Source organism: Streptomyces sp. NBC_00872, from assembly GCF_045161915.1.
Taxonomy (GTDB): Bacteria; Actinomycetota; Actinomycetes; order Streptomycetales; family Streptomycetaceae; genus Streptomyces.
In genome coordinates this window covers 5,399,434-5,424,607 of record NZ_CP108806.1, presented here as the reverse complement: position 1 = coordinate 5,424,607, position 25,174 = coordinate 5,399,434, and the positions used below count along the sequence as shown (strand labels likewise).

At 70.3% G+C, this 25,174-nt stretch carries 18 protein-coding genes and 4 pseudogenes; 18 read left to right on the top strand and 4 right to left on the bottom strand.

Annotated features, from left to right (window positions below; all coding sequences use genetic code 11):
- Positions 1-381: 381 nt before the first annotated feature.
- Positions 382-2,856: a D-alanyl-D-alanine carboxypeptidase gene (locus OG214_RS23375; RefSeq protein WP_405985838.1), complete on the bottom strand. Its 2,475-nt coding sequence runs from the start codon at positions 2,854-2,856 to the stop codon at positions 382-384.
- Positions 2,857-3,027: 171 nt separating this feature from the next.
- Between OG214_RS23375 and OG214_RS23370 the strand changes: the two genes are divergently transcribed.
- The 16 genes and pseudogenes from OG214_RS23370 (at position 3,028) to OG214_RS23295 (ending at position 17,144) form a co-directional block, all read left to right on the top strand.
- On the top strand, positions 3,028-3,768 hold the full coding sequence (locus OG214_RS23370; protein ID WP_363079537.1) for a GPP34 family phosphoprotein: 741 nt from the start codon (positions 3,028-3,030) through the stop codon (positions 3,766-3,768).
- Between the two features lie 753 nt (positions 3,769-4,521).
- On the top strand, positions 4,522-5,379 hold the full coding sequence (locus tag OG214_RS23365) for a helix-turn-helix transcriptional regulator (RefSeq protein ID WP_363081500.1): 858 nt from the start codon (positions 4,522-4,524) through the stop codon (positions 5,377-5,379).
- A 238-nt stretch (positions 5,380-5,617) separates the two neighbouring features.
- The gene (locus OG214_RS23360; RefSeq protein WP_093602947.1) at positions 5,618-5,827 is read left to right on the top strand and encodes a DUF397 domain-containing protein; all 210 of its coding nucleotides are present in this window, start codon (positions 5,618-5,620) and stop codon (positions 5,825-5,827) included.
- Between the two features lie 536 nt (positions 5,828-6,363).
- Positions 6,364-7,965 (top strand): sodium:solute symporter family protein, encoded by a 1,602-nt coding sequence (locus tag OG214_RS23355; protein ID WP_363081499.1) that lies wholly within the window; start codon positions 6,364-6,366, stop codon positions 7,963-7,965.
- Between the two features lie 248 nt (positions 7,966-8,213).
- Positions 8,214-9,023, top strand: a pseudogene (locus tag OG214_RS23350) (helix-turn-helix domain-containing protein); the annotation flags it as partial.
- A 103-nt stretch (positions 9,024-9,126) separates the two neighbouring features.
- Positions 9,127-9,974 (top strand): annotated as a pseudogene (locus OG214_RS23345) (IS5 family transposase).
- Positions 9,971-10,369, top strand: a complete 399-nt coding sequence (locus OG214_RS23340) for a hypothetical protein (protein ID WP_331746043.1) — start codon at positions 9,971-9,973, stop codon at positions 10,367-10,369. The pseudogene OG214_RS23345 and the gene OG214_RS23340 overlap by 4 nt, the downstream one beginning before the upstream one ends.
- 72 nt (positions 10,370-10,441) lie before the next feature.
- A pseudogene (locus tag OG214_RS23335) lies at positions 10,442-10,843 on the top strand (transcriptional regulator); the annotation flags it as partial.
- 136 nt (positions 10,844-10,979) lie between these two features.
- Entirely contained in the window at positions 10,980-11,459 is a 480-nt protein-coding gene (locus OG214_RS23330) for a hypothetical protein (protein ID WP_405985837.1), read from the top strand.
- Between the two features lie 405 nt (positions 11,460-11,864).
- On the top strand, positions 11,865-12,884 hold the full coding sequence (locus tag OG214_RS23325) for a thymidylate synthase (RefSeq protein WP_405985836.1): 1,020 nt from the start codon (positions 11,865-11,867) through the stop codon (positions 12,882-12,884).
- Positions 12,881-13,441 carry a nucleoside-diphosphate kinase gene (locus OG214_RS23320; protein WP_405985835.1) on the top strand — a complete coding sequence of 187 codons (561 nt, stop codon included), beginning with the start codon at positions 12,881-12,883 and terminating at the stop codon, positions 13,439-13,441. The genes OG214_RS23325 and OG214_RS23320 overlap by 4 nt, the downstream gene beginning before the upstream one ends.
- A 26-nt stretch (positions 13,442-13,467) precedes the next feature.
- Positions 13,468-14,646 (top strand): radical SAM protein, encoded by a 1,179-nt coding sequence (locus OG214_RS23315; protein ID WP_405985834.1) that lies wholly within the window; start codon positions 13,468-13,470, stop codon positions 14,644-14,646.
- On the top strand, positions 14,643-15,245 hold the full coding sequence (locus OG214_RS23310) for an exonuclease domain-containing protein (protein WP_405985833.1): 603 nt from the start codon (positions 14,643-14,645) through the stop codon (positions 15,243-15,245). The genes OG214_RS23315 and OG214_RS23310 overlap by 4 nt, the downstream gene beginning before the upstream one ends.
- The gene (locus tag OG214_RS23305) at positions 15,239-15,850 is read left to right on the top strand and encodes a hypothetical protein (RefSeq protein WP_405985832.1); all 612 of its coding nucleotides are present in this window, start codon (positions 15,239-15,241) and stop codon (positions 15,848-15,850) included. The genes OG214_RS23310 and OG214_RS23305 overlap by 7 nt, the downstream gene beginning before the upstream one ends.
- Positions 15,847-16,629 carry an aldo/keto reductase gene (locus OG214_RS23300; RefSeq protein WP_405985831.1) on the top strand — a complete coding sequence of 261 codons (783 nt, stop codon included), beginning with the start codon at positions 15,847-15,849 and terminating at the stop codon, positions 16,627-16,629. Before OG214_RS23305 ends, OG214_RS23300 begins: the two co-directional genes overlap by 4 nt.
- An 83-nt stretch (positions 16,630-16,712) precedes the next feature.
- A complete protein-coding gene (locus OG214_RS23295; RefSeq protein WP_405985830.1) occupies positions 16,713-17,144 on the top strand; it encodes a hypothetical protein in 432 nt (143 codons plus the stop codon).
- 57 nt (positions 17,145-17,201) lie between these two features.
- Here the strand turns inward: OG214_RS23295 and OG214_RS23290 are convergent, their stop codons facing one another.
- The 3 genes and pseudogenes from OG214_RS23290 to OG214_RS23280 all read right to left on the bottom strand — a co-directional run.
- On the bottom strand, positions 17,202-18,317 hold the full coding sequence (locus OG214_RS23290) for an ADP-ribosylglycohydrolase family protein (RefSeq protein ID WP_363081498.1): 1,116 nt from the start codon (positions 18,315-18,317) through the stop codon (positions 17,202-17,204).
- A gap of 263 nt (positions 18,318-18,580) precedes the next feature.
- Positions 18,581-21,409, bottom strand: coding sequence for a tetratricopeptide repeat protein (locus tag OG214_RS23285; protein ID WP_405985829.1), 2,829 nt, complete (start codon positions 21,407-21,409; stop codon positions 18,581-18,583).
- A 1-nt stretch (position 21,410) separates the two neighbouring features.
- Positions 21,411-24,023 (bottom strand): annotated as a pseudogene (locus OG214_RS23280) (bifunctional FO biosynthesis protein CofGH); the annotation flags it as partial.
- Between the two features lie 350 nt (positions 24,024-24,373).
- Between OG214_RS23280 and OG214_RS23275 the strand changes: the two are divergent.
- Entirely contained in the window at positions 24,374-24,604 is a 231-nt protein-coding gene (locus OG214_RS23275; RefSeq protein WP_365901308.1) for a FitA-like ribbon-helix-helix domain-containing protein, read from the top strand.
- Between the two features lie 7 nt (positions 24,605-24,611).
- A complete protein-coding gene (locus OG214_RS23270; RefSeq protein ID WP_363081495.1) occupies positions 24,612-25,031 on the top strand; it encodes a type II toxin-antitoxin system VapC family toxin in 420 nt (139 codons plus the stop codon).
- Positions 25,032-25,174 lie beyond the last annotated feature (143 nt).

Sequence of the window (25,174 nt, the reverse complement as noted above, 5' to 3'; positions counted from 1 at the left end):
TCTCCCGGGGCCGGGCCCCCGGAGGGCTCGCCAGGGGTGGTGTCGCCGTCGGCGCGCGTCGGCTCAGTGGTCGTCACTGCGGCTCTCCACGTCTTTCCGTCCCGCCGTCCGTCCGTCTGCCCCGCCCGGTGCGCCGGCCCGGCCCCCGCCGCCCTCCGGCATGTTGCGTGTGCACGGCGGGCGTGTTCGTCCCGCCTACGCCAGGACGCCGTCCCCGCGTGTCGCGGTTGCCCGGCCGCGTTCCCCAGCTGTTCGGCCAGATGTCCGTTTCGGGACGCTAGCACGTGCCGACGGCGGAGGAGGGTGCCCCCACCGGCGCTGCAAGGAACACCTCGCGCCGGTGCGGACACCCTCCTCGGGTGGTACGGGTCGAGCCGCGGGTCAGCCCACGCGCGTCAGCTTCGCGCCGAAGCCGGGCTCGGCCAGGTCCTTCTGGAGCGCGACCGGGGCGGAGACCTTGCCGGTGCCCGAGCCGATGGTCAGCTCGCCGACCACCGTGCCGGCCTCGGCCGCGTGCGGAATCCGCCGGCCGGCGCCGGCTCCCAGGTCGAGCTTCACCTCGAGGCCGGCCCAGCCGACCGCCTTCAGGTCCTTCGTCGCGACGACCGGGGTACGGCCGCCGAGCCCGTCGTCGACGTATCCGACGACCTCGCCCTTCTTGACGACGGCCGCGGAGGTGACACCCTCCTGGGCCGCCTTGATCACCTCAAGGCTGTTGGTGATCGCGAGCTGGAGCTTGTCGTCCAGCGTGGCACCCTTCTGGGCGCCCATGACCGTACCGACGATCCGCCGGCTCTCACCGTCGATGATCGTGTCCGCGGTCCAAAGCAGATTACCGCCGGCCGGGGTCGAGGAACCGGTCTTGATTCCGCTCACCCCGGGCTCCAGCAGGATCCGGTTGTTGTTGTAGATCATCGGCTCGACGCCCGGGATCTTTATCTGGGGCGTGTTCACGATCTCGCGGAAGACATCGTTGCGCATGACCGCCTTGCCCAGCTTGAGCTGGTCGGCGGCGGTGGAGACGGTGGAGGCCTCCAGACCGCTCGGGTCCGTGTACGTGGTGCTGGTCATGCCGAGGTCCTTGGCGGCGGCGTTCATCTTCTCGACGAAGGCCTCCTCGGACGTGGCGTCCCAGCGGGCGAGCAGCCGCGCCGCGTTGTTGCCCGACGGGATCATCAGAAGCTGGAGCATCTGCTTCTGGGTGAACTGCTCGCCTTCCTCTATCGGCGCGGTCGACTCGTCAGGACGGTTCGACTCCTCGCCCGCCTGCTTGTCCACCGTGATCTTCGGGCCCACCTCGTCGCCGGTGATCGGATGGTCCCTGAGGATCACGTAGGCGGTCATGGTCTTGGCGACGCTGGCGATCGGCGCGGGCTTCTGCTCGCCGTACATACCGATGGTCCCGACGCCCTCGACCTCGACGCCGCCCTGGCCCTCGTCGGGCCACGGCAGATCGAGCTTGCCGCCCTCGAAGGTGTACGTGGGGTCGCCGGAGAGCGTCAGTTCGGGCGCGGGCAGGGGCCGCAGGGCCTGTACGACCGCGAAGACGACCAGGAGGAGCAGGACGAGCGGCGTCCAGATCTTGACCCGCCGCACGGCCGTACGGACAGGGGTCTCGGGCGGCGGCGGGGTGTTCGTCAGCTCGGCGAGCAGATCGAGCGGCGGCAGCGGCGGCATGGGCTGCTGCCGGGTCCGCTCGGCCTCGACGGGAGCCGACGGTACGTCGCTCCTCCGCAGCGGCACGAACGTACTGGCCTGCTCACCGGCCTGCTCACCGGAGGGAGCACCAGAAGAAGCACCGGACGGCTGGGCGGAGGGCTGGGAGGACGGAGTGGCGGTCGGAGTGGCGGTCGGTCCGGCCGTGGCCCTGGCGGTCGGCGCGGCGTTCCGCTCGGCGGCCGAGCCGGCATTCGTCTTGGCGGAGGGCTCCACGGTCGGTCCGGCCGCGGGCTTGGCCGACGGCCCGGTCTTCGCCTCGCGGGGCAGCTTGAGCGAGGTGGTGGGCTGGTCGACCCGCTCCCGAGGGAGCGCCCTGAAGACGGCGGTCGGATGGTCGACGGGCTCTTCGTCCTTCCCGTCCCCGTCCCGGCCGTCCTTCCCGTTCCCGCTGTCCTTCCCGTCCCCGCCGTCGCCCTTGGCCCAGGCCGGGCGGGGCCGCGCGGACGCGCCCTCGCTCTTGCGCTCGGCCTTGTCCGTGTCGGCGTTCTTGTCGGGGCTCTTGTCGCCGTCCTTGTCGGCGTCCTTGTCCTTGTCGGCCGACGAGGAGTCACCGCCCCTGTCCTCGCCGCTTCGTGACGGAGCGACAGCCGTGGCGGCGGCGCGGGCGCCGGCGCCATCGGAACCCTTGGCCGAAGCCGAAGCGCCACCGGCGGCGGTACGCACTCCATCGGCGGCACTCGCGGCCTTGTCCGGCGTCGAGGAGCCGTCCCGGCGGGCCTTGCCGTCACCGCCGTCGGCCTTACCGTCCCGCGCGCCCTCGGGCTCCCGCTCCCCGCCCTCGTCCCCGCCCTCGTCCTCGGCGGCCTCGGCCGTCCTGGTGGTCCCGGCGTCCTCGGAAGCCGCTCCCCCGCTCGGCCCCCCGGCCGTTCCCCCGGACGACGCTGCGGTCCGGGGCGCGGCTCCGGGGGTCAGGGTCAGTGTGCGGTCGGGGGACGAGGACCGCGGGGGCGTGTCCCGGGTCTCGGAATCCTCCGTACGATTTGCGGTTGCGACGGCCGACGGCCTCGCCTCCGGCGACGATTCTCGGAAGACCGCGAGCCTCGGGTCACGTTCGCCCGGAGCCGTCTCCCCCGGGGAATTCCGCTGCTCCGACTTGCCGGGGGACTCGCCCGCCACCGTGTCTCCTTCGTGTCTCATCCGACGTACCGGACTGTCCGAACCATCTATCAGTGTCCTGCTCTGGGACCTCGGCCCCCGTGCTAGACGAGAACGACATACATAACGGTTCCCGCACAAAGCACCCAGGCACTCTCGACAGACCAATGTGAGAGGGGTCACCCTGTCATTCATCCACGCGGGGAGGCATGGATGGGCAGGAGCCGCAGAACAATTCCGGAGGAGCTTCTGTTGCTCGCTCTGGACCCGGCCACGGGTACCACAGCGCAGCCGCAGTCGCTCGACCTCGGCCTGGCCGGAGCACAGCTAGTGGAGCTGGCTCTGGCAGGACGGATAGCCCCTGACGGGGATCGTATCGCCGTGGTGATGCCACGGCCGACCGGAGATCCGACTCTGGACTCCGCGCTGGAACTGCTGCGCAGACGCGGCAGCCCGGTTCGGGCCGTCCACTGGATTGGCGGGCCCCGACTGGGGCTGCGCCAGACCTATCTCTCGCATCTGGAGCGGTGCGGCATGGTTCATGCCGTGGCGGGCCAGATGTGCGGAGTGCTGCCGACGACGCGCTATCAGGCGACGGACACGGCGATCAGCCGGGAAATCAGGGCCCGGCTGGACAGTGCGATCCGCACCGGCGTACCACCGGACCCGCGGACCGCGGCGCTCGCCGCACTGGCCCACGCGGTCGGACTCGGCAAGCACCTCTACCCCGGTAACGAGGGGCGCTCGTCGCGCTCCCGGCTCCGGGACCTGATCAGGCACGACCCGATGGGCGGTCTCGTGGCGCACGCCGTGATGGACGTCCAGAACGGCGTGGGCGCGCAGCAGCGCCGTAACCCCGCCCAGGGCGCCCCACCCAGCGCTCAGGGCGGGCGGCCGTCGGGTGTGCCGATGCAGCCGCACCGCGGGAGCATGGCCCGCGTCGCGGCGCACTGAACACCGGCGGACGGCAGTCGAGGACAACCGCACAGGCATTACGGAAGAAGCACCACCGAACACCGTCGCACCGACGTCCCCAGAGCCGGTTCGGGAGCCGCAAGAGACGCGCGGGGCAGTCTGACTTCACAGACTGCCCCGCGCGTCGCGTTCCGGCCCAGGAGCCAGGCACCCCGGCCCGAACGCGTCCCGGCCCACGAGTTCGGCACCCCGGCCCGAACGCGTCCCGCCCACGAGCCCGGCGCCCCGGCCCGAACCCCGGCCCGAACCCGGGCCCGTCGCGGCCCGCCGTGGTCTCCGCGCCCGCCCTGGCCCGTCGCGCCCCGCCGTAGCCCGCCGTGCCCGCCCCAGCACCCTCACGGCCCATGGCGCCGCCCTGACAGCCCCTGACAGCCTCTGACAGCTCCTGACACCCCCGGCAGCCCCTGGACGCCCCCTGGTGGTCGCCCGACGGCCATCTCCCGGCCTCCGCGCCCCTCCCGCGCCCCCATCTCGCGCCGGCCCCCCTCGCGAACTCGTAGCGGCCCCGTAGCGACGTCGTGACAGCCCCGTGACAGCTCCGGCGGGCCGAAGCGACCGGCGGGCCGACGGGCGGTCGGCGGGCCGTCGCCGGGCGGGCGACCGGAAGCCGCGACTGACGGCGCACAACGGCGCATTTGCCTCTGTGGCCATTTCCCAGCGCAGTTGGGACCTTTGGTGGCAGTCTGCTGAGCGGTAGATACGTACAGCTACGCAGTCGGAGGTGCAGTTTCCGTGGCGTCCAACGTCAACCCCACCGTCAGGCGACGCCGATTGGGACAGGAGTTGCGCCGGCTTCGCGAGCTCAAGGGCATGACGGCCGAGGAGGTGGCGGAGCGGCTGCTGGTCTCGCAGTCGAAGATCAGCCGCCTGGAGAACGGCCGCCGCTCCATCAGCCAGCGCGATGTCCGCGACCTCTGCGGGGTGTACGAGGTCCAGGACCACCGCATCGTCGACTCGCTGATGCAAATGGCCAAGGATTCCCGTCAGCAGGGCTGGTGGCATGCCTTCGGCGACATCCCGTACAGCGTCTACATCGGACTGGAGACGGACGCGGCCTCGCTGCGGGTCTTCGAGCCACAGGTCGTCCCGGGGCTGCTCCAGACCCGCCCGTACGCCGAGGCTCTGATCAACGGCGCGCTGCCGGAGTCGGCGGGACCCGATGTCGAGAAGCGGGTGGGGGTACGGCTCAGGCGCCAGGACCGGATCAACTCCACCGAGAACCCGCTGCGGCTCTGGGCCGTGGTGGACGAGGCGGCGCTGCGCCGGGTCGTGGGCAACCGGCAGCTCATGCGCGAGCAGTTGGAGCGTCTCGTCGAACAGTCGCAGCTCCCCCATGTCACCGTGCAGGTACTGCCCTTCCACATGGGCGCGCACCCCGGGATCAGCGGGCATTACGCGGTTCTCGAATTCCCCGACGCCTCGGACTCCAGCGTCGTCTACATCGAGGGCGTGACAAGCGATCTCTATCTGGAGAAAGCCAATGACGTGCAGCGGTACAGCGTGATGTACGAGCATCTGCGCGCCCAGGCCCTGAATGTGGATCAGACCCGTCAGTTCATCGCGGACATCGCCAAGGAATACGCTCGCTGAAGTCCGCGGGGGCACGGCCCGGTCCGAAGCGGAACGCCGTCCGGTCCGAAGCACGGCGCCGTCCGGTCCGAAGCGGAGGCACCGTACACCTCAACTGCCTTGGTACGTAAGGCTGTGCCGGGAGAAATAACCAGGACGAGTGAACGTCCATCCCGCCCATCGAGTGAGGCGAGTAGCGTCGATCATGCCAGCAAGAGGTTGGCGCGATTTCCCCACAACTCGCTGAACCGGAGCGAACATGGCAATTCTTCAGGGCGCTACGGACTCGTGGACCAAGTCCTCGTACTCCGGCGGAAACGGCGCTTGCGTAGAGGTCAGGTCCCCCGTCGTCCAGTCCATCGCCGTCCGGGACTCGAAGGCGCCCGAGGGCCCCTCGATCTCCTTCGTCCCCACGTCATGGAATGCCTTCGTGCAGGAAATGAACAAGGGCGCTTTCGACCTCGGCTGAGGTCGTTCAACGCCCTGCATCCACACCCGCACCCGCACCACTGAGTGAGCCCTCTCGACCGGTCCGCCGTCCTGGCCGAGGGGGCTCGGCCATGCCCGGCCCGGTTCCGGCCTCCGCCCCGGCCCGCCTCCGCGCCCGCTCCGCACCCACTCCGTGCGCCCGCTCCGCGCGCCCACTGCGCGCACCCACTGCGCGCGCGCCGCCTTCCCGGCTCCTTTCCCGACCGCAGGGGACCCGCATCCCGTGCGGTCATTTCCGTATGTCCGGATGTCCGGGCCATGCCCGGAGCCTGACGAAGTGCTCGCTCATCGTGTGGTCGTCGTCACGATCACGACAACGCCCCTGAAGGTCAAGAACAAGTAAAATCGTTCGGCTTTCTGATCTGAGTTCACATTTATGACCGGAGAAACCCTTGACCCACCGCCGCGCCAGGCGGTTCAATCCCCGAAGTCCCCGCTCCCGCACGGGGAACCGCTGACCGGACGTACTGACGAAGAGCATCGATCGTTCACAAGGCGGACCCCTGGAGGGGGCACATGAACAGCCTCGACTGGATCGTGCTCATCGCATACTTCGGTGTGATGGTCGCGATCGGCCTCTGGTCGCACAAGCGTGTAGACAACGTCAGCGACTTCTTCACCGCCGGCGGCAAGATGCCCTGGTGGCTGTCGGGCATCTCGCACCACATGTCCGGCTACAGCGCGGTGATGTTCACCGGATACGCGGGCATCGCCTACACCTTCGGTGTCACCTCGTTCGTGACCTGGTCACTGCCGATCGCCATCGGGATCGGGATCGGCGCGCAGCTCTTCGCGCCCCGGCTCAACCGGCTGCGCTCCCGGCTCCATGTGGCGTCCCCGCTCGAATACCTCAAGAACCGGTACGACCTGAAGACCCAGCAGGCGCTCGCCTGGTCCGGGCTGCTGCTGAAGATCGTGGACGTGGGCGCCAAGTGGGCCGCCATCGCCACCCTGCTCTCGGTCTTCACCGGGATCTCCCTCAACCAGGGCATCCTCATCACCGGTGTCATCACCGGTATCTACTGCACGGTCGGCGGGCTGTGGGCCGATGCCCTCACCGAGCTGGGCCAGTTCATCATCCAGCTCTTCGCCGGGATCGCGATGCTGGTCGCCGTCATGGGCGAGCTGGGCGGCTTCAGCGCGCTGTGGACGGTCTGGGACAAGCTCCCCGAGGGCCATGCCGACCCGACGGCCGGGCCGTACACCGTGACCTTCCTGCTGGCCTTCCTCTTCATCAAGATGTTCGAGTACAACGGCGGTATGTGGAACCAGGCGCAGCGCTACATGGCGACGGCGACCGCCCGGGAGGCCACCCGTTCGGCGCGTCTCTCCGCGATCCTCTGGCTCGTCTGGCCGCTGGTCCTCTTCTTCCCGATGTGGTGCGCGCCGCTGCTGGTCGAGGCGCAGAAGCCGGACGCGTCCGACTCGTACGCCCTGATGACCGAACAGCTCCTGCCGCACGGTCTGCTGGGCCTGGTCATCGTCGGCTTCTTCTCTCACACCATGGCGATGTGCTCCTCCGACGCCAACGCGATCGCCGCGGTCTTCACCCGGGACATCGCGCCCACCCTCTCCAAGGCGGCGCGCGGCTGGTCGGAGCGGGCGGGGCTGCTGGCGGCCCGGCTCTCCACCATCTCGTTCCTGGCGCTGTCGATGGCGGTCGCCACCCAGGTCAACTCGCCGACCTTCAAGGACATCATCACCGTCGTCATCAAGTGGGTGGCAGGTCTGATGGGTCCGATCGCGATCCCGTTCATGCTGGGCCTGCTCAAGCCGTTCCGCAGGTCGGGGCCGACGGCGGCGCTGGTGAGCTGGGCACTGGGGCTGCTCGCCTTCTGGCTGGTCAACTACCCGATCAGCTGGAACGTCGAGGGCGGAGTGCCGCTCCAGTACCAGGTCTCGATCCCGCTCGCGGTCTCGCTCGTGCTGTACATCGCGATCGGCTTCCTGAAGCCGGAGCCCACCGACGAGCGCGATGTACTGCTGGCGCGGATCAACGGCGAGGGCGACGGCGACGGTTCCGGTCTGACGGCGGCGTCGCTGCGGGTGCCGGCCCAGGCGGGTCCGACCGAACCGACCGACGCGAAGCTCCCGGGCCGGGAGGGCTCGGACGGCTGAGCGGGCGGATGAGGCTTGGCGGATACGGGCGTACGGGCTGGTGTGCCCGTACGCCCGTAACGCGCAGGCGCGGGCGTACCGGTGCGGGGCCGGTCCGTACAGTGCGGGGCCGTTGTCATTGGGTACCCGACAAGGAGTAAGGGCGGGTGCTGTCCACGCGCTCGACCAGCGCTCGCGGGCATACACCGGCATGGACCTACCATCGGATGGGAAGCTACCGCGCCCGAGTCAACCCATTGAGGTGAACCGTGAGTAGTTGGGCCGATCTGACGACAGGTAAGCGGATCAAGCACCTACGGGGCGATCTGACGCAACACGGACTGGCCGAGCTTGCGGACGTGTCGTACGCGTTGGTTCAGAAGGCCGAGCAGGACCGCGGTGAGCTGTCGGTCGGGTCGCTGCTCAAGTTCGCCAGCGCACTGAACACGGACGTAGCCGTGATCCTCGGCCAGCAGGCTCCCCGTCGCGGGATGGATCGCGGCGACCGTGCCGCGCTCCGTCAGCTCTCCGACGCTGTGCATGAAAGCGCCCTCGGAGAGTGGGAAGGCATCGACGACCCCAGCAGCGTCGCGGATCTGGGACAGGCACGTGACCTCGCTTGGTCCGCCTACTGGAAGAGTGACACGGCGAAGGTAAGCAGCCTTGCCGGAAGGATCCTCATCGAAGGACAGGCCCGATACGACAGTGCGACCGGCGTCGAGCGTGAGCAACTGGGCTTGATCCTGGCGAGTACGTATCGTGTTGCCGCGTCCTGTGCGAACGGCTTCGGGCAACGGGATCTCGCTTTGAGCGCGCTCACGTCCGCGAAGCTGATGGCCAAGGAGGCGGACGACCCCGTAATGACGGCGCTGCTTGAGTCAACACTCTCGTGGATCTACCTCCGAGGTGCCAAGACACCGAAGGCTGTCGCCGTGGCCGAGCGCGCGGCGTTTGCCATCGAACCGAGTTTCAGCAGGGCGACCCGCCCTCAGTTGCTCGCATACGGACGCCTGATGATCTCCGCAGCCGTAGCGGCATCGCGGCGCGAGGACGAGACAGCGGCCGACAATTACATCTCAGTGGGCGGTTCGTGAGTCTTTGAGTGGTTCTGCTGTCGCCTGATGGTGTGGCAGCGGGGCGGAATCTGCCGGTCCGCGGTTGTTGATCTGGTGATGTGTTCGGGTGAGTGAACGCAAGCCGTATCCGAGTGACTTATCGGACGAGCAGTGGTCGTTGATCGAGCCGGTGATCACCGCGTGGAAGGGCCGGCACCGCTCGGTCAGCGGCCACCAGGGCGCGTACGACATGCGGGAGATCGTGAACGCGATCCTCTACCAGGGGCGGACCGGCTGCCAGTGGGCCTATCTCCCGCACGACCTGCCGCAGAAGAGCGCGACGTACTACTACTTCGCCGCCTGGCGGGACGACGGGACCGACCAGGTCATCCATGAACTCCTGCGCTGCCAGGTCCGCGAACGCGCCCGACGATTAGAGGACCCGACCTTGGTGGTGCTGGACACCCAGAGTGTCCATGTGGCCGCCGGGGTCCCCGTCTCCACGAGTGGCCATGATCCGGCCAAGCGGGTGCCCGGCCGCAAGCGGGGCCTTGCCGTGGACGTCCTCGGCCTGGTCATCGCGGTCGTCGTCCTCGCTGCGAACACCCACGACAACGCCGCGGAAATCTCCTGCTGGACCAGGTCGCCGAGCACGCCGGCGGAAGTGTCCGCAAAGCCCTGGTCGACCAGGGCTTCAAGAACCAGGTCGTCGCGCACGGCGCCGGCCTGGGGATCGACGTCGAGATCGTCCAACGCAACCCGCAGGTCAAGGGGTTCGTGCCGCAGCCGAAGCGGTGGAGGGTCGAGCAGACCTACGGGATCCTGATACTGCACCGGCGCCTGGTCCGCGACTACGAGCACCGCCCGTCCTCCTCCGTCTCCCGCGTCTACTGGGCGATGACCCACGTCATGACCCGGCGCCTCACCGGCGCGAACGCCCCCACCTGGCGCGAGACGGCGGCGGTGGCGGCGTGAACCTCCGGCCCCTGCTCGATGCCCTGGACCTGCAGGAAGACGCCGCCCGGGCCCTGGCCGACGACCTTCGTGCGCAGATCGACGGCCTGCAGACCCGGTTGCGGGAGGCCGAGATGCACCTGGAGCACCTCGCGATCACCCGCAAGACCGTCACCAGCCTTGCCGACCGGCTCCCGGCCGTCGCGCCGGACCTGCCCGAGCATCCGGACTACCCCCGCATCCTTGCCGCCTTCAACCACACGACCGGGCCGCTACGGGCCAAGGACGTCTGCGAAGCCCTCGGCCACGAACTGCTGCCGAAGAACGTCGAAGGCACCCGCGCCAAACTGAAACGCCTGGTCAAACTCGGCATCCTCACCGAGGCCGACACCGGCAACTTCGCTCGAAAGCAATAGCCGACCGAACCTCCACCAGCGTCCTTGCTCCCACCTCAGCCAGAAAAGGACATCACCTTACGAACCGCCCACTCACAGGCGCATGCCGCAGCGGCGAGGCTGGGCACCGACGAAAAGCTGTACGGGACCAGCTTCGGACCGACGGCGGCAAAGACGGAGGCAGTCGGCATCCACGTGGCCTTGAAGAACTACGGGCGCGCCCTCAAGCTCGCCAACCACCCGGACATGAAGCACCTTCCCAAGAGCATGTCCAAGGTCGCACGAAATAGGTACAAACTCGATGTCGCCCTCGCCCAGTGCTCCACCGGCCTCTACGACCAGGCGGGCGAGACCCTGATCGAGGTGGGGCTCGATGCCCCGGAGTGGGTCAAGCACCAGGCATTGCCGGGCGTCATCGGGGCACGTATCGCAAAAGTCTCAACCGCGCGTGTCCGGACCATCAGTGAGCTGATCGGTGTGCCGTTGATCGCGTAGCCCCTACGCACGGTACGACCTTGGCAAGTCGCCTCGCCCAACTCCTACGCACCGTAGGAGTTGAGAGGAAGTCAAGTCACTCGGGTCCTACGCCCCGTCTCTTCACCATGTGTGATTGTGGCGACACGATTTATGCATGGTCAGCAGCCAGAACAGCCAAAGGCAGGGGGTAACTCCCCCCGCACGCAGTGGGGGTGACCGCAAGCGTCGGCGGAACCTCGTCGATGCCTCAGCCGGCGTGTCGTCGGGTAAGGCCGATGCGCCGGCGAAAGTCGGCCGGTTCCTGTGCGTCATCTACCTGTGCGGAGCTCCGAACGCGGACCTCGCCGGACTGCGCCACGAATGCGTTGAGTACGTCGGTGCGCTCGGCTGGGAGATCGCGGGCGAATTCGAGGACCGCGAGGGGCTGTTGCCTCCGGTTGGCCGTGCCGGTCTGACGAGCGCTGTCGAGCGCGTCAAGTCCTCGGACGCGCGCGCGGTCGTGACGCCCCGGCGCTCCATGATCTCACTGATGCCGCAGGAGTACGACGAGGTGGCGTCGGTGATCGAGGGTGCGGGAGGCTTCCTGCACACCATGGACGTCGACCGCGCTCGCGCTCACCCTGAGCTGTCATGACAGCCGCGGCCGCACCGTCACCTGGACCTTCTGCGCGCGCTGATAGCGGTAGGAGGGTGGCGGGGGTTTTCCCTGGCCCATTGCTCACCGGTCCGACCCAACTCGCCCGATGCCTCGCCGAAGCCCGCTCCCTCCGCCCCGCCGACTCGTCGTCCTCCCCGTGCCGCAGGGCTGCCGACGACGTGCTCGGCAATCAGGCGCCACGCGAGCAGGAGTTCAAGGCATGGACGACCGTCCGCCGGATCGGCGGACTCATGCCTCCCGGCGGACGGTGAAAGACCCCCGGCACCGAACAACCGGCACGTCCAAGGACCTTGTGCCCAAGGCTCCGCGCCGGGACCGCACAGAGCACAACGTCTCTGTCCACCAGCCGCGTCAGCGGCTGTGCACCGACCTGGAGAGTCCATGCTCACTGCCCCTGCCTTTCGCAGCGTTGAAGGCGCCTACCTGGATCTGCTGCGCCTGGCCTCCCGCAACCACGAACACCACATCGCCGCCCGCGGTAACGACGCCCGAGAGGTGATCGGTGTCGGCTTCCGGCTGCCCGACCCCCGCCAGCGACTTCCCTACCTGGTGACGCGCAGGGCCAACCCGGTCTTCCAGTTCGCGGAAGCGCTCTGGTATCTCGCCGGGCGCCGGGACGTGGAGATGATCGGCTACTACGCGCCGTCGATGCGCTCCAGTTCCCCCGATGGCGTCCACCTCGGCGGGTCCGCCTACGGCTACACCCTCTTCAACCCCGCCGACGGCGACACGGTCTCACCGTTCGACCGGGTCCTGGAGCTGCTGCGTACGGAGACCGACAGCAAGCGCGGCTACCTCCCGGTTTTCTCGGCCACCGAGCTGGCCATCAGCGACAACCCTGACATGGCGTGCCTGGCCGGGCTGCATCTCCTCCTGCGCGGCGGACGTCTGCACATGGTGTGCACCATGCGGGCCAACGATCTGGACTGCGGTCTGCTCAGCGACGTGTTCAGTTTCACGATGATCCAGGAGTACGCGGCCGTCCAGCTCGGCCTGGAGCTGGGGACGTACACGCACTTCATCGGGTCGGCGCACGTCAACGACCGGAACGCCGAGCGCGTCAAGAGGGTGCTGGCCGAGGCGGATGTCCGGCAAAACCCCCGGCACTTCGCGTTTCCGGCGATGCCGCGGGAGACGGCCGCGGTCACCATCGCGCGGGTCCTGGAACACGAAGAGGCTCTGCGTACCAACAAGGCCCAGTACAGCGCCGACGACATCGCGGGCCTCGACATTGACGCGTACTGGCAGCAGGTCCTGCTGCTGTTCGAGGTGTACCGCCAGATCGAGCACGACCGGACCGACGCCGTGAGCCGCGATCTCCTCGACGCGCTGACCCCGGGCCTGCGCTGGCTCCTGGGGCACCGCTGGCCGTCCTGCGCGACCACCGGGGGCGAGCAGTGAGCCGGAAGCCTCCGAGCGGTGCCGTGGTGGAGGACATCGACTTCGACCGCTGGGCCGTCATCCTGTGCAAGCCGGATGCCGTGGAGCGGAACCTTGTGGATGCCGTGCTCGAACGGATCGCCGCCACCGGCGTCACCGTCACCGACCGCAGCTGCATCACCGCGCAGGCGTGGCAGGCTCACGTGCACTACTGGGACCTGCTCGTGGACGCCGACTGGTTCCCCGGCCGGGACATCCCCGCGTGTCTGGACGCGATGTACGCCGACCGGCCCGTGGCGGTCGCGCTGGCCCACGGCGAGCCCGGATTCCACCACCGGCTGCGGCAGCTCCTCGGGCACTTCGATCCGACCCAGGCCGCACGCGGCACGATCCGCGGCGACTTGGGCGACGACAGCCTGGCCGCCGCGCTCGCGGAGAGGCGCCTCGTCCGCAATCTGGTGCACACCTCGGACGACCCCGACGCCGCCCGCCGGGACTTCGGCACCTGGTTCGGGGCGGGGCGCCGCACGCTCCTCGCAAGCCCCGTCCAACTCCAGTCCACCCCCAGCGACGCCTGATCCTTCCCCTGACCAAGGAGGACCCCATGACCGCACCTGTCAATGCTCCGCGCCGTGCTCTGCCGATCCTGTCCGCCGACAAGATCGGCGCGCTGAAGCCGTCGCTCGCCGACGTGATCGAGTACCGCAAGTCCGGGCTGTCGCTGAACTGGATCGTCGGCTGCCCGCTGGAGTGCGGGTACTGCGTCCGGCACCTCTTCGACAACTTCGAGATGAAGGTCCCCCGGCGTCTGATGAGCGATGAGGAGGCCGTCAGCCGCCTCGTCGGCCACCCGTACTTCCGGGCGCACAAGACGCCGGTCCAGCTTCTGAACCGGGCCACGGACCCCATGCTGCCCATCGTCAAGCCGCACGTGTTCAACGTGCTCCGGCAACTGGACGAGCAGGGCCTGACCAACCACGTCCTGGTCATCACGCGCTGGCGGGTGTCCCCCGAGGACTGTGCCGTCCTCAACAGCTTCACGAACCTGCGCCTGACCGTGCTGGTCACGCACTCCAACATCGACAACCCTGCCATCGAGCCCGTGGACTCCCGCATCGCCGCAGAGAGCCTGCGCACCCTGTACGAGCACGCCGAGCGCTACCGCACGGTCCTGTACTGGCGGCCCATCGTGCCCGGACTCAATGATTCCGAGGCCGACATCGAGCGGGCCCGGGAGCTGTCCCGGCACGCGCACGCCACCGTCTTCACCGGACTGTTCTTCCGCGAGGAGATCGCCTCCTACTACGAGTCGCACGGCCTGCCGATGCCGTACGACGAGACGGCGCGGCGGAAGATCATGCCGGAGATCGCCGAGCAGCGGATACTCAGCGCCTTCGACACCGGCGGTTCCTGGGGCGCGCTGTTCCGCAAGACGAGCTGCGGCGTGGCGTACGCGCACGGCGAGGCCGACTACAACGGCCACTTCGGTGTGCGCGAGCTGTGCGACATCTGCCCCGCAGAGCAGATCGCGCGGTGCCAGGCGGCGTGGGTCAAACCGGATCTGGCGAAGGTCACGCAGGAAGCCCGCGTCCTCGGCGCGACGGGCGAGGTGGAGGTCAACGACCGTGCCATCGTCGTGGAGGGACTGGACGAACCACCGCGCTACTTCCTCCAGCACGGCTTCGGCTACCAGTGCCACGACCACGCCAAGCCCCACCACTACCGCCGGCACGGCCGCGCCTCCATCGGCTGGACGGCGGAGAACGGAACCACCAGCACATGAACTTCTCGTCCTGGCCCCCGCTGCTCGTCGTCGATGTCGAGGGCAACGGCACCAACCCGCCCGACCTGGTCGAGGTCGCCGCCCTTCCCGTACTCGACGGGCGACCGGACACGAGCACGGCGGGGGCATGGCTGACCAAGCCACGGCAACCCGTCACGCCCTTCGCCGCTCGCGTCCACGGCCTCACCAACGAGCGGCTGGAGGGCGAGCCGGTCTGGGAGGAGATCGCCGACCAGGTCCATACGCTGCTGGGCCGCTCGTGGATCTGCGCCCACCACGCGCATGTGGACTACCGGGTACTGAAAACGCACCTCCCGCAGTGGCAGCCGGCGGGCGTGCTCGACACACTCCGCCTGGCCAAGGCCACTTACCCCGGCCTGCCGAAGTACAGCCTCGATGCCTTGATCGAGCACGTGCAGCCGGATCTGAGTGCGGCTCCCGCACAGCGGCACCGCGCCACCTTCGACGCCTACGCCACGGCGCAGCTCCTCACCGCCATGGCCGCCCGTTACGACACCTGGGACCAACTCGTCGCCGCGGCCGTGCCGCCCGGCCTGCCCGGAGCCCCCGAACCAGAAGAGGAACCAACCCTGTGGTGACCACGACCCCGCCCATCCGTATCGGCGTCATGGGTGCCCATTCCACCGGCAAGACCATGCTGCTCAAGCGCATCGAGATGGAACTGCGCGGCCACGGAATCCCCGTGGCCCGCACCGGCGGGCTCGGGAAGCGCGCCGCACTCGTGCCTCTGCCGAAGATGCAGCGGCACACCGCGGCCTCCACCGAGTGGGTCATCGCGCAGGGCATCGCCGACGAGATCACCGCCGCCGCCCGGCCCGGCCCCGATCCCATCCAGGTCGTTCTCGCCGACCGTGCCGCCTGGGACGCACTCGCCTACTTCCACGCGGCCCAGGAATGGCGCCAGGAACATCCGAACCGCCTGGAACGCGAACGGCTCCGGCTCCTCGCTTCCACCCGTGGCCCGAAGTACGACCTGCTCCTCGCGACGGTCCTGGACCCGGCCCTGCCGGTCGAGCACAAACACGACTACGACGCCCGCTACCGCACGCTCGTCGACCGATACACGCACGCGCTCCTCGCCGAAGACGAGATCCCGCACCAGCGCGTGACCAGCGACCCCGGCAGTCAGGCCCGCGCCGTCGAACGCGCGCTCCAGATCTGCCTCAACGAGGCCGCGCTATGAACAACACGCCCCCGGCCGGCACCATCACCATCGCCGGCAAGACGGTCTCCCGGATCGGGCTCGGCACCATGCGTCTGACCGGACCCGGCACCTGGGGTGACCCGGCCGACCGGGACCAAGCCATCCGCGTGCTCCACCAGGCCGTCCACACGTACGGCATCACGCACATCGATACTGCGAACGCCTACGGCCCCCACACCGTCGAACACCTGATCCGGGACGCCCTCCACCCCTATCCCGAGGAAGTGCTGATCGCCACGAAGGTCGGCATGCTGCGGCCCGCCCCGGACAACTGGGCCCCTCACGGCCACCCGGCATACCTCCGGGCCTGCGTCGAAGCGAGCCTTCGCCGCCTGGGCATCGAGCGGCTGGAACTGTGCTACCTGCACCGCATCGACACCCAGGTGCCCGTCGCGGACCAGATCGGCACCCTCCAGACCCTCCGGGACGAAGGCAAGATCGGACACATCGGCCTGTCGAAAATCGTCCCCGAGGACTTCCACCGCGTGACGAAAGAGATCACCGTCGCGGCCGTGCAGAACGTCCTCAACATCCACCAGCGCTACGATCCCGTCCTCGAACTCTGCCACGACCACGGCATCCCGTACGTGCCCTACCGTCCGCTCGACGCGGGGAGCGCCGCACGGGGCGGGGACATTTCCACCCCCCTGTCCTGGCTGCTCCAACTCGGCCCTCACATCGCACCCATCCCCGGCACCAGCAGCCCCCAGCACCTCGCGGACATCGTGAACGCCGTCGCCACCGGCGGGCAGTCGTGATACCACCCGTCCACCCCTCCGTCCCACTTCCCCGTAGACGGGCCCCGTACGAAAACTGGCGGCCCCCGGTGACGGGGGTAACCGTGCTTGTCCCCGTCGGGGCTGACGGACTGCTCACCGCAGACGTGACCGGCCACGGACACCTCGTACTGCCCGTCGGCAACGTGGAGGACCACCAGACACCCGAGGAAGCCGCACAATACGTCCTACCGGGCGCACCGAACGGCCTGCCCGTACTGCGACGGGTCGCCGTGGACCAGATACAGATGCGGCGCCGAAAGGTCATCACGCACATCGTGGTGACCAGTTCCCTCACCCAAAGGGACACCACGAGACTCACCTACCGCGATCCACGCGCCATCCTGCGCGTCCTGCACACCACGCAGGCCGTCGCGAACCTCCCCGAGCACGCGCGGGCAAGGGCACTCCTCGGCCTCCAGGCACTCGCGATCGGCGTGATCGCTTACCTCGAAGACGGCACAGTTCAACGCATCGAATCCGTCGCCAACCTATGAGTAGGGCCGGGGACCGGCGCAGTGGCGCGGTGCTCCGCTTACCATCCTCGACCCTGCTCAGCCGCGCGGGTAGCGGGCCAGCCAGCCCGAGGCGGTGACGCCGGGGCTGTGCAGGGCGGGGCCCTGGGTCATCTCCATCGCGAAGTCGTCGGCGATCTCCAGCAGCGCGGGCCTGCCCTCCAGTTCCGCGAGCCAGGCGGGCGGCAGCGCGGTCTCGCCGTGGAGCGCGCCGAGCAGGGAGCCGCAGAGTGTGGCGGTGGCGCACGAGGGGCCGTCATGGTTGACCGCCAGACGCAGCCCGTGGCGGATGTCCTCGCTGACGAGCGCGCAGTAGACGGCGACGGCGAGCGTGTCCTCGGCGGCGCCTCCCTCGCCGAGCGCGGAGACGCGTCCGGGTCCCGGAATCCCCTGGCGCACGGTGCCGAGCGCCCGTTGCAGGGCCTCCGTGACGGGCTGGTGCCCGGGGCGCGGGGCGAGGAGGGCGAGCGCGCGCTGCACACCGGTGTCGAGACTCTCCGCGCGCGCCAGCGCGTGCACGATCACGGCGAAGGCACCGGCCGAGAGATACGCGGCCGGGTGACCGTGCGTCTGGGCGGCGCACTCCACGGCGAGCTGGCAGACGAGCTGTGGCTCCCAGCCCACGAGCAGCCCGAACGGCGCGGACCGTACCAGCGCGCCCGCGTCGCGCGCGGTGGGGTTCTTGGGCCTGTCGAGCGTGCCCATGATGTCGTCGCCGAAGCCGGTGAGACAGGAGCGTGCCGGGTCGCGGCGGGCGTAGAGCCACTCCTCCTGGGCGAGCCAGCCGTTGTCCTTGCGGCGCACGTCCGGCCCCCAGTCGCGCTGGGTCGCGGCCCAGCGCAGATGGGCGCGGTGCACATCGGTCGGCGGATGCCAGGCACCGGTGTCCCTGCGGACCTGGGCGCGGATCAGCCCGTCGACGGTGAAGAGCGTGAGCTGGGTGGCGGCGGTGATGGCGCCTCTGCGGCCGTACGCGGGAACGAAGTCGGTGACGCCGTCGGGGCCGTGCGCAGCCCCGATCTCCTCCAGGGTGAGGGCCGAGACCCCCGCGCCGAGGGCGTCCCCGATGGCCCCTCCCAGCAGAGAGCCCCGCACTCTGCTCCGGAAGTCCTGCTGCTCTGCACGGCCCCAGACGGCCCCGGACGGTGAGCTCACGAGTCCCTCCCTCCCCATGAGCCTCGCAGCGACTCCGCAGACTGCGCAGCACTGTAGTGGAACGGGAACAGGGAGTTGAGGGCGCGCGGAGGGATCACGGGCGCAGGCGGGGCGGTATGGGGTCCGTCGCCCATGAGATCACTTTTGGCACCGGGCACCGGGACCGGGCTGCCCAGGGGCTCGGGCCCCGGCTCCCGGCTCCCGGTCCCCGAGGTGTCCGGCCCGCCCGCCTCCGGGCCCGGCCCCGCGCTTCGCCCCCGCGCTTACGTGGCGCCGCTCACGCCACCGCCCATGGCCGGACCGCCCGTCGCCGTACCGCCCGTGGCCTCGCCGTCCGTAGCCGTGCCGCCCGAGCGACCGCCCGTGACCGTACTCCCCGCCGTGCCCGTCTCACCCGTCTCACCCGCCGCGCCCGTCTCGGCCAGCAGTTCCGCGCGGCGGGTGGAGGCCCAGCCGTAGCCGGGGTCCAGTTCCAGCGCGCGGTCCAGATCCGCGAGCGCCTCGGCCGTTCTGCCGAGGGACTTGAGTGCCATGGCGCGGCTGCCCAGCGCCCAGGTGTACGAAGGGTCGAGCGCGAGCGCCCGGGTGTACTCGGCCACGGCCTCCTCGTACCGTCCGGCGAACCGGTACACCTCTCCCCGCTCCCCCGGCACCCGCTCCATGTCCGGGGCCAGCCGCTCGGCCCTGCCGAGGTCGGCCAGTGCCCCGGCGACATCGCCGAGCCGGCCGCGTACATGGGCGCGCCGGCTCAGGGCCCAGATGTAGTCGCCCGACAGCTCGATGGCGCGGTCGAAGTCCACGAGCGCCTCGCGCTCCCGTCCCTGCTGGACCTTGGCCTGTCCCCGGCTGCCCAGGATCAGCGGATCGCGCGGGTCGCGTGCGAGCGCGCGGTCGAGTTCGGCGACGGCCTCCTCGGGCCGGCCCGCCCTGCGGTACGTCTCGCCCCTCTCGCGCGGCACCCAGGCCGTCCCGGGGGCCAGTTCCTCGGCGCGGTCGAGATCGGCCAGGGCGCGGGTGAAGTCGTCCAGCGCCCGGTGGGTGACCGCGCGGCCGTGGTACGCGGCCACCCGCGCGGGGTCGAGGGCCAGCGCCCGGCCGTAGTCGGCGAGGGCCTCCTCGTGCGCGTCGGCGCGGAAGTGGTTCCAGCCACGGGCGGTGTACGCGGCGGTCCGGTCGGGGTCGGTCAGCCCGGCCCGGGTGAGCAGCAGGCCAAGGACGTCCACGGCGTACCGCCGTTCGTCCGCGAGCGCCGCGAGACAGTCCGCGCCCCACGCGGCGACCGGCTCCGAGCCGCTGTCCCGGCCCGCGTCGGCGAGCGTCCGCGCCCAGCGGCGGACCTCCACAGGGCCCAGCCGGCAGACCGCGATCCCGTCGCGCAGCACGGCGGGCAGGGCGGCGGCGGGCCGGGCGCAGAGCAGATGGTAGGACTCTTCGAGGCGTGACTCGCGCCAGCTCTCCTGGGCCCAGCGGCGGTCGGGGCCGATCCCCTCCTCCCCCTGTCCGGACCCGTCCCCGGTGCCCCCGGCGTCGCCGCCCGGCCCGAGCCCCAGGCCCGGCCCCGGCCCGAGTCCGAGGCCGAGGCCGTCCGCTGCCGCCTCGCGCTCACGCGCGAACGCCTCGGCCAGCCGGGTGTGCGCCGCCGTCCACCGCCGTGGGGAGGTGGCCCGTTGCAGCCGCAGCATCGGATCGCGTACGACGTCGTGGTAGCGGACCCGGCCGCCGGCCCGGCCGCTGACGAAGGGCAGGGAGCAGAGCCAGCCGAAGAGCCCGGCCGCCTCCTCCGTACCGGCCGCCTCTTGCGTACTGTCCGCGCCGACCGCGCCGACCGCGCCGACCGCACCGTTCGCGCCGTTCGCACCGTTCGCACCGGCCGCACCGTTCGCCGTACCGTCCGCGCCGACCGCCACGCGGAGGATGTCCTCGTTCAGCCGTCGCGGCAGGGCACAGGCGAGGGCCACCGCCCGACGGGCCGGGTCCCGCTCCCACTTGAGGAAGCGCTCCACGGCCGTGGCGCTGGGATCGTCCAGATCGCCGGGGCCGTCCGGCCGGTTGCTGGCGAGGGTGGAGACCAGGACGGGCAGCCGGCCGGAGAGGCGCAGCACATCCCGTACGACCGGCTCGTCGACGACACCCTTCTCCGCGAGCAGCAGCCGGGCCTCGCTCTCCGTGAAGGGGTCGAGGGGCAGATCCGTCACCGCGTCCGCGTAGTCGCCCCAGCAGCCGGGGTCGAGCCGGCGCTGTCCCGCGAGCGTGACGACGACATGGTCGGGCAGCGCGCCGTACCGCTCGGTGGTGACCAGATCGCGCAGCCAGAGGTCCAGGAACGGCCCGGTGCGCTCGTAGGTGTCGAAGAACAGGGCGATCCAGGGCACTTCGGCACCGACCCGCCGTATCTCCGAGACGAGTACGGGGGTGAGCACCCGCAGCGGCGACAGCACGAGCTCCGTGTCCTCGTGACCGCGCAGCCGCGCGGCGACCACCGCCCGTAACCGGTCCGCGCCCTCGGCCACCTGGGCCGGATCCGCCGCCCCGGCGAGCATGCCGACCCCGGGCACCATGCCCAGCCCGGCCAGCCCGGCCCTGGCGACGGCCATCGCCCCGGCCGACGGCCCGGCCGGGGGTCCCGACGGCCCGGCCGAGAGCCCTGCCGAGAGTCCGGTGAAGGGGCCCGCCGAGGGGCCGTCCTGCGGCGGGCCGCCGGTCTCCAGCGCGGCCGACTCCACCTCGAACCGCCGTCGGCGGTAGGTCGCGAGCGACCGGTCCAGCGCCTTGAGCGGTCTGCCCTGCCGCCCGAACTGCTCACTGATCGCGGCCATCGCCTCCGGTACCCCGGCCACGGCCTCGTCGGTGTACGCGGTCAGCGCCCCGCGCTCCCGGGCAAGCTGCTCCAACTCCCGTACCAGCGAGGTCTTGCCGACCCCCGCGTTGCCCCGGACATGGAACAGGAACCGGTGCCGCTCGTCGTCCAGCGGCAGATCGAGATTCTCCCGGAACAGCGCCAGCTCCCGCCGGCGCCCGACGAACGAGGCACGCCTGCGACGCCGGATCCGCTCCTGGAGCGACGGTCGCGCGGACGGTCGCGCGCTGCCCATGTCAGGCCCCGTCGCCCGCAGCGGCCGGCACTGCGGCCGGCGCCTCGGCGGGCAGCAGCGGCAGCAGTTGCGGCAGATGGCCGTCCGAGGCCGCCGCCGTGCGTACGCGCTCCTCCGGGACCTCGCCGTACAGCGTCGTACGCGGCTTGGCCGGGCGGCCCGCCGCTTCGGCGATCGCGACCAGGTCCTTGACCGAGCGGTACGAGCCGTAACTGGAGCCCGCCATCCGGGAGATGGTCTCCTCCATCAGGGTGCCGCCGAGATCGTTGGCGCCGGAGCGGAGCATTTCGGCGGCGCCCTCCGTGCCCAGCTTCACCCAGCTCGTCTGGATATTGGTGATGTGGGGGTGGAGCAGGAGCCGCGCCATCGCCATCACCGCGCGGTTGTCGCGGTCCGTCGGCCCCGGTCGGGCGATACCGGCCAGATAGACGGGGGCGTTGGTGTGGATGAAGGGAAGGGTGACGAACTCGGTGAAGCCGCCCGTCTCCTGCTGGATCCGGGCCAGCGTACGGAAGTGGCCGAGCCAGTGGCGCGGCTGGTCGACATGGCCGTACATCATCGTGGAGCTGGAGCGGATGCCCAGTTCATGGGCGGTCTTCACGACCTCGATCCAGGTCGCCGTCGGCAGCTTGCCCTTGGTGAGGATCCAGCGGACCTCGTCGTCGAGGATCTCCGCCGCCGTGCCGGGGATCGAGTCGAGTCCGGCCTCCTTGGCGGCCGTCAGCCATTCGCGGATCGACAGACCGGTGCGCGAGGCGCCGTTGACGACCTCCATCGGGGAGAAGGCGTGGACATGCATGCCGGGAACGCGCTTCTTCACCGCGCGGGCGATGTCGAAGTACGCCGTGCCCGGCAGGTCGGGGTGGATACCGCCCTGCATGCAGACCTCGACCGCGCCCACCTCCCACGCCTGCTCGGCCCGGTCCGCGACCTGGTCGATGGAGAGGGTGTACGCGTCGGCGTCCGTACGGCGCTGTGCGAACGCGCAGAAACGGCAGCCCGTGTAGCAGACGTTGGTGAAGTTGATATTGCGCGTGACGATGTACGTGACGTCGTCGCCGACCACGTCACGGCGCAGTTCGTCGGCGATCCGGGTCAGCGCGTCCAGCGCGGGGCCGTCCGCGTGGAGCAGGGCGAGCGCCTCGTCGTCGGTGAGCTTCGTCGGGTCGTCGGCGGCCTGCTTGAGAGCTGTCCGTACGTCCGCGTCGATCCGGGACGGGACCATGCCGGGCGCCGCCGCCTCGCGCAGCGCCTCCCAGTCGCCGTACACCTCGTCGAAGTCGTCACGGCGGTCGGCGGTACGGCCCTCGGTGTCGATGGTGCGGTGCAGATCCGTCCGTCCCATGGCGGTGAAGCCCTCGTCCGGCTCCTGCCAGGGCAGCCCGGAGGGGTTCACGTCGTCGCGGGCGAGGCCGGTCTCCGGGTCCGCCAGCGCCCGTACGTGCGGGAGCAGCCGGGGGTCGAGCCAGGGCTCGCCGCGCTGGATGAACTCGGGGTAGATCGTGAGCCGTTCGCGCAGCGCGAATCCGGACTCGGCGGTCTTGGCGGCCAGTTCGTCGATGTGCGGCCAGGGGCGCTCGGGATTGACATGGTCCGGGGTCAGCGGCGAGACCCCGCCCCAGTCGTCGATGCCCGCGCCGATCAGCAGGGCGTACTCGGCGTCGACGAGATTGGGCGGGGCCTGGATACGCGCGGACGGACCGAGGATGTGCCGGGCCACGGCGATGGCCGCCGCCAGCTCCTCCAGCTCCGCGTCCGGCATACCGCGCATCGCCGTGTCCGGCTTGGCGCGGAAGTTCTGGACGATGACTTCCTGGACTCCGTGGTACGCCCGCTGGACGCGCCGGAGTTCGAAGAGGGAGTCGGCGCGCTCCTCGTACGACTCCCCGATACCGATCAGCACCCCTGTGGTGAAGGGGACGTTGGAGCGGCCGGCGTCCTCCAGGACCCGCAGCCGTACGGCGGGCTCCTTGTCGGGCGAGCCGTGGTGCGGGCCGCCCGGCTCGGACCAGAGCCGGGTCGCGGTGGTCTCCAGCATCATGCCCATGCTCGGCGCGACGGGCTTGAGCCGCTGGAAGTCGGTCCAGGACAGCACGCCGGGGTTGAGGTGCGGCAGCAGGCCGGTCTCCTCCAGGACCCGGATCGCCATGGCCCGGACATAGGCGAGGGTGTCGTCGTACCCCTCGGCCTCCAGCCACTCGCGGGCCTCGGGCCAGCGGTCCTCCGGCTTGTCGCCGAGTGTGAACAGGGCTTCCTTGCAGCCCAGTTCGGCTCCCCGGCGAGCGATCTCCAGGACCTCGTCCGGCGACAGGAACATGCCGTGGCCCGCCCGGCGCAGCTTGCCGGGCACGGTCACGAAGGTGCAGTAGTGGCACTTGTCCCGGCACAGCCGGGTCAGCGGGATGAAGACCTTGCGGGAGTACGTGATGATCCCGGGCCGTCCGGCCGCCGCCAGGCCCGCGTCCCGTACGCGCGCGGCGGAGGCGGCGAGATCGGTGAGGTCGTCGCCACGGGCCTGGAGCAGCACGGCCGCCTCGCCGGCATCGAGCGCGACCCCGTCCCGCGCCCGCTTCAGCGCCCGGCGCATGGAGTTGGCGGTGGGCCGCCCGGCGGCCGGCTGTTCAGTGGGCCGCCCACCTGACGGTTCGGCGGCCCGCCCGCCCGACGGTTGTTCAGCGGGCCCTCCGCCCGACGGTTCAGCGGATCGCCCGGCCGGCTGTTCGGTCGGCCGTTGGGCGGATCGTCCGGTCCCGGGTTCCTGCGGCACGCGCGTCGTCATCCTTTGAGGATACGTTCGGCCACCCGCTCCGCCGGGGGGACGGGCGGCCCGGGAGACGCAGGTCACGGTGGGCGGCCGGGCAACGGTGGGGGCCGGGCAGGAACCGGAGGGGGCGCGCGGTACGGAGGGGTCACCGAAGAGGGGACGTGCATGCATTTTGCATGCACTGACGGTATATTGCAGTCATGACTGCTCTCACCATCCGTGACGTCCCGGACAGCGCTCTCGCCATACTCAAGGCCCGTGCCGCCCAAGCCGGAAAGTCGCTCCAGGCCTACACGCTGGACATCCTCGTCGGCGCGGCCACCAGCCCCACACTCGCCGAAGTCGCCACCCGCGCCGAGGCGGAGGCGAGTACGACGCTGACCACCGCGGACGTGCGGGCCGCGATCGACGACGCGCGAGCGGGCCGGTGATCGCCCGGTGATCGTCATCGACTGTTCCGCACTCGTCTTCTTCCTGACCGACGACGGCCCCACCGGGCAACGGGTACGGAAACGTGTCGTCGAGGAGGACCGCCTCGCCGCACCTCACCTGATCGACTACGAAGTCATGTCCGCTCTGCTCGGCCTGGCCCGTGGCCGACGCGGAGGGAAGCCCAAGCTGACCGCGAGAGCACTCCACAAGGCCATGACGACGTTCCGGGATCTGCCGATCGACCGGCACGAGACCCTGATCCTCTGGGAGCGTGTGAAAACTCTGTCGGCGAACCTGTCGGCCTATGACGCGCAGTACGTCGCCCTCGCCGAAACCCTGGGCGTACCACTGATCACGAGCGATGCCAGGATCGAGCGCGGCGGCGCGGCCCGGTGCGAGATCGTCGTGTTCGAGTCCCCGGCCTGATCCCGGTTCCGGCGCGTCGGCAGGACAGTTGGCGGCCGTGCCATGTCCTGGCCGTTTTCCCGCCACCCGTCGAGCCCCTTCCCTTGCACGCCGGTTCACGGCTCGATACCAGGGTGCGAAGGCACGACTCGTATGGCCGGTCG

Bases quoted from the DNA above. Each gene is read 5' to 3' on its own strand.
- OG214_RS23375 (WP_405985838.1), bottom strand. From the start codon at position 2,856: ATGAGACACGAAGGAGACACGGTGGCGGGCGAGTCCCCCGGCAAGTCG.
- OG214_RS23370 (WP_363079537.1), top strand. From the start codon at position 3,028: ATGGGCAGGAGCCGCAGAACAATTCCGGAGGAGCTTCTGTTGCTCGCT.
- OG214_RS23360 (WP_093602947.1), top strand. From the start codon at position 5,618: ATGGCAATTCTTCAGGGCGCTACGGACTCGTGGACCAAGTCCTCGTAC.
- OG214_RS23355 (WP_363081499.1), top strand. From the start codon at position 6,364: ATGAACAGCCTCGACTGGATCGTGCTCATCGCATACTTCGGTGTGATG.
- OG214_RS23330 (WP_405985837.1), top strand. From the start codon at position 10,980: ATGGTCAGCAGCCAGAACAGCCAAAGGCAGGGGGTAACTCCCCCCGCA.
- OG214_RS23325 (WP_405985836.1), top strand. From the start codon at position 11,865: ATGCTCACTGCCCCTGCCTTTCGCAGCGTTGAAGGCGCCTACCTGGAT.
- OG214_RS23315 (WP_405985834.1), top strand. From the start codon at position 13,468: ATGACCGCACCTGTCAATGCTCCGCGCCGTGCTCTGCCGATCCTGTCC.
- OG214_RS23310 (WP_405985833.1), top strand. From the start codon at position 14,643: ATGAACTTCTCGTCCTGGCCCCCGCTGCTCGTCGTCGATGTCGAGGGC.
- OG214_RS23300 (WP_405985831.1), top strand. From the start codon at position 15,847: ATGAACAACACGCCCCCGGCCGGCACCATCACCATCGCCGGCAAGACG.
- OG214_RS23285 (WP_405985829.1), bottom strand. From the start codon at position 21,409: ATGGGCAGCGCGCGACCGTCCGCGCGACCGTCGCTCCAGGAGCGGATC.
- OG214_RS23275 (WP_365901308.1), top strand. From the start codon at position 24,374: ATGACTGCTCTCACCATCCGTGACGTCCCGGACAGCGCTCTCGCCATA.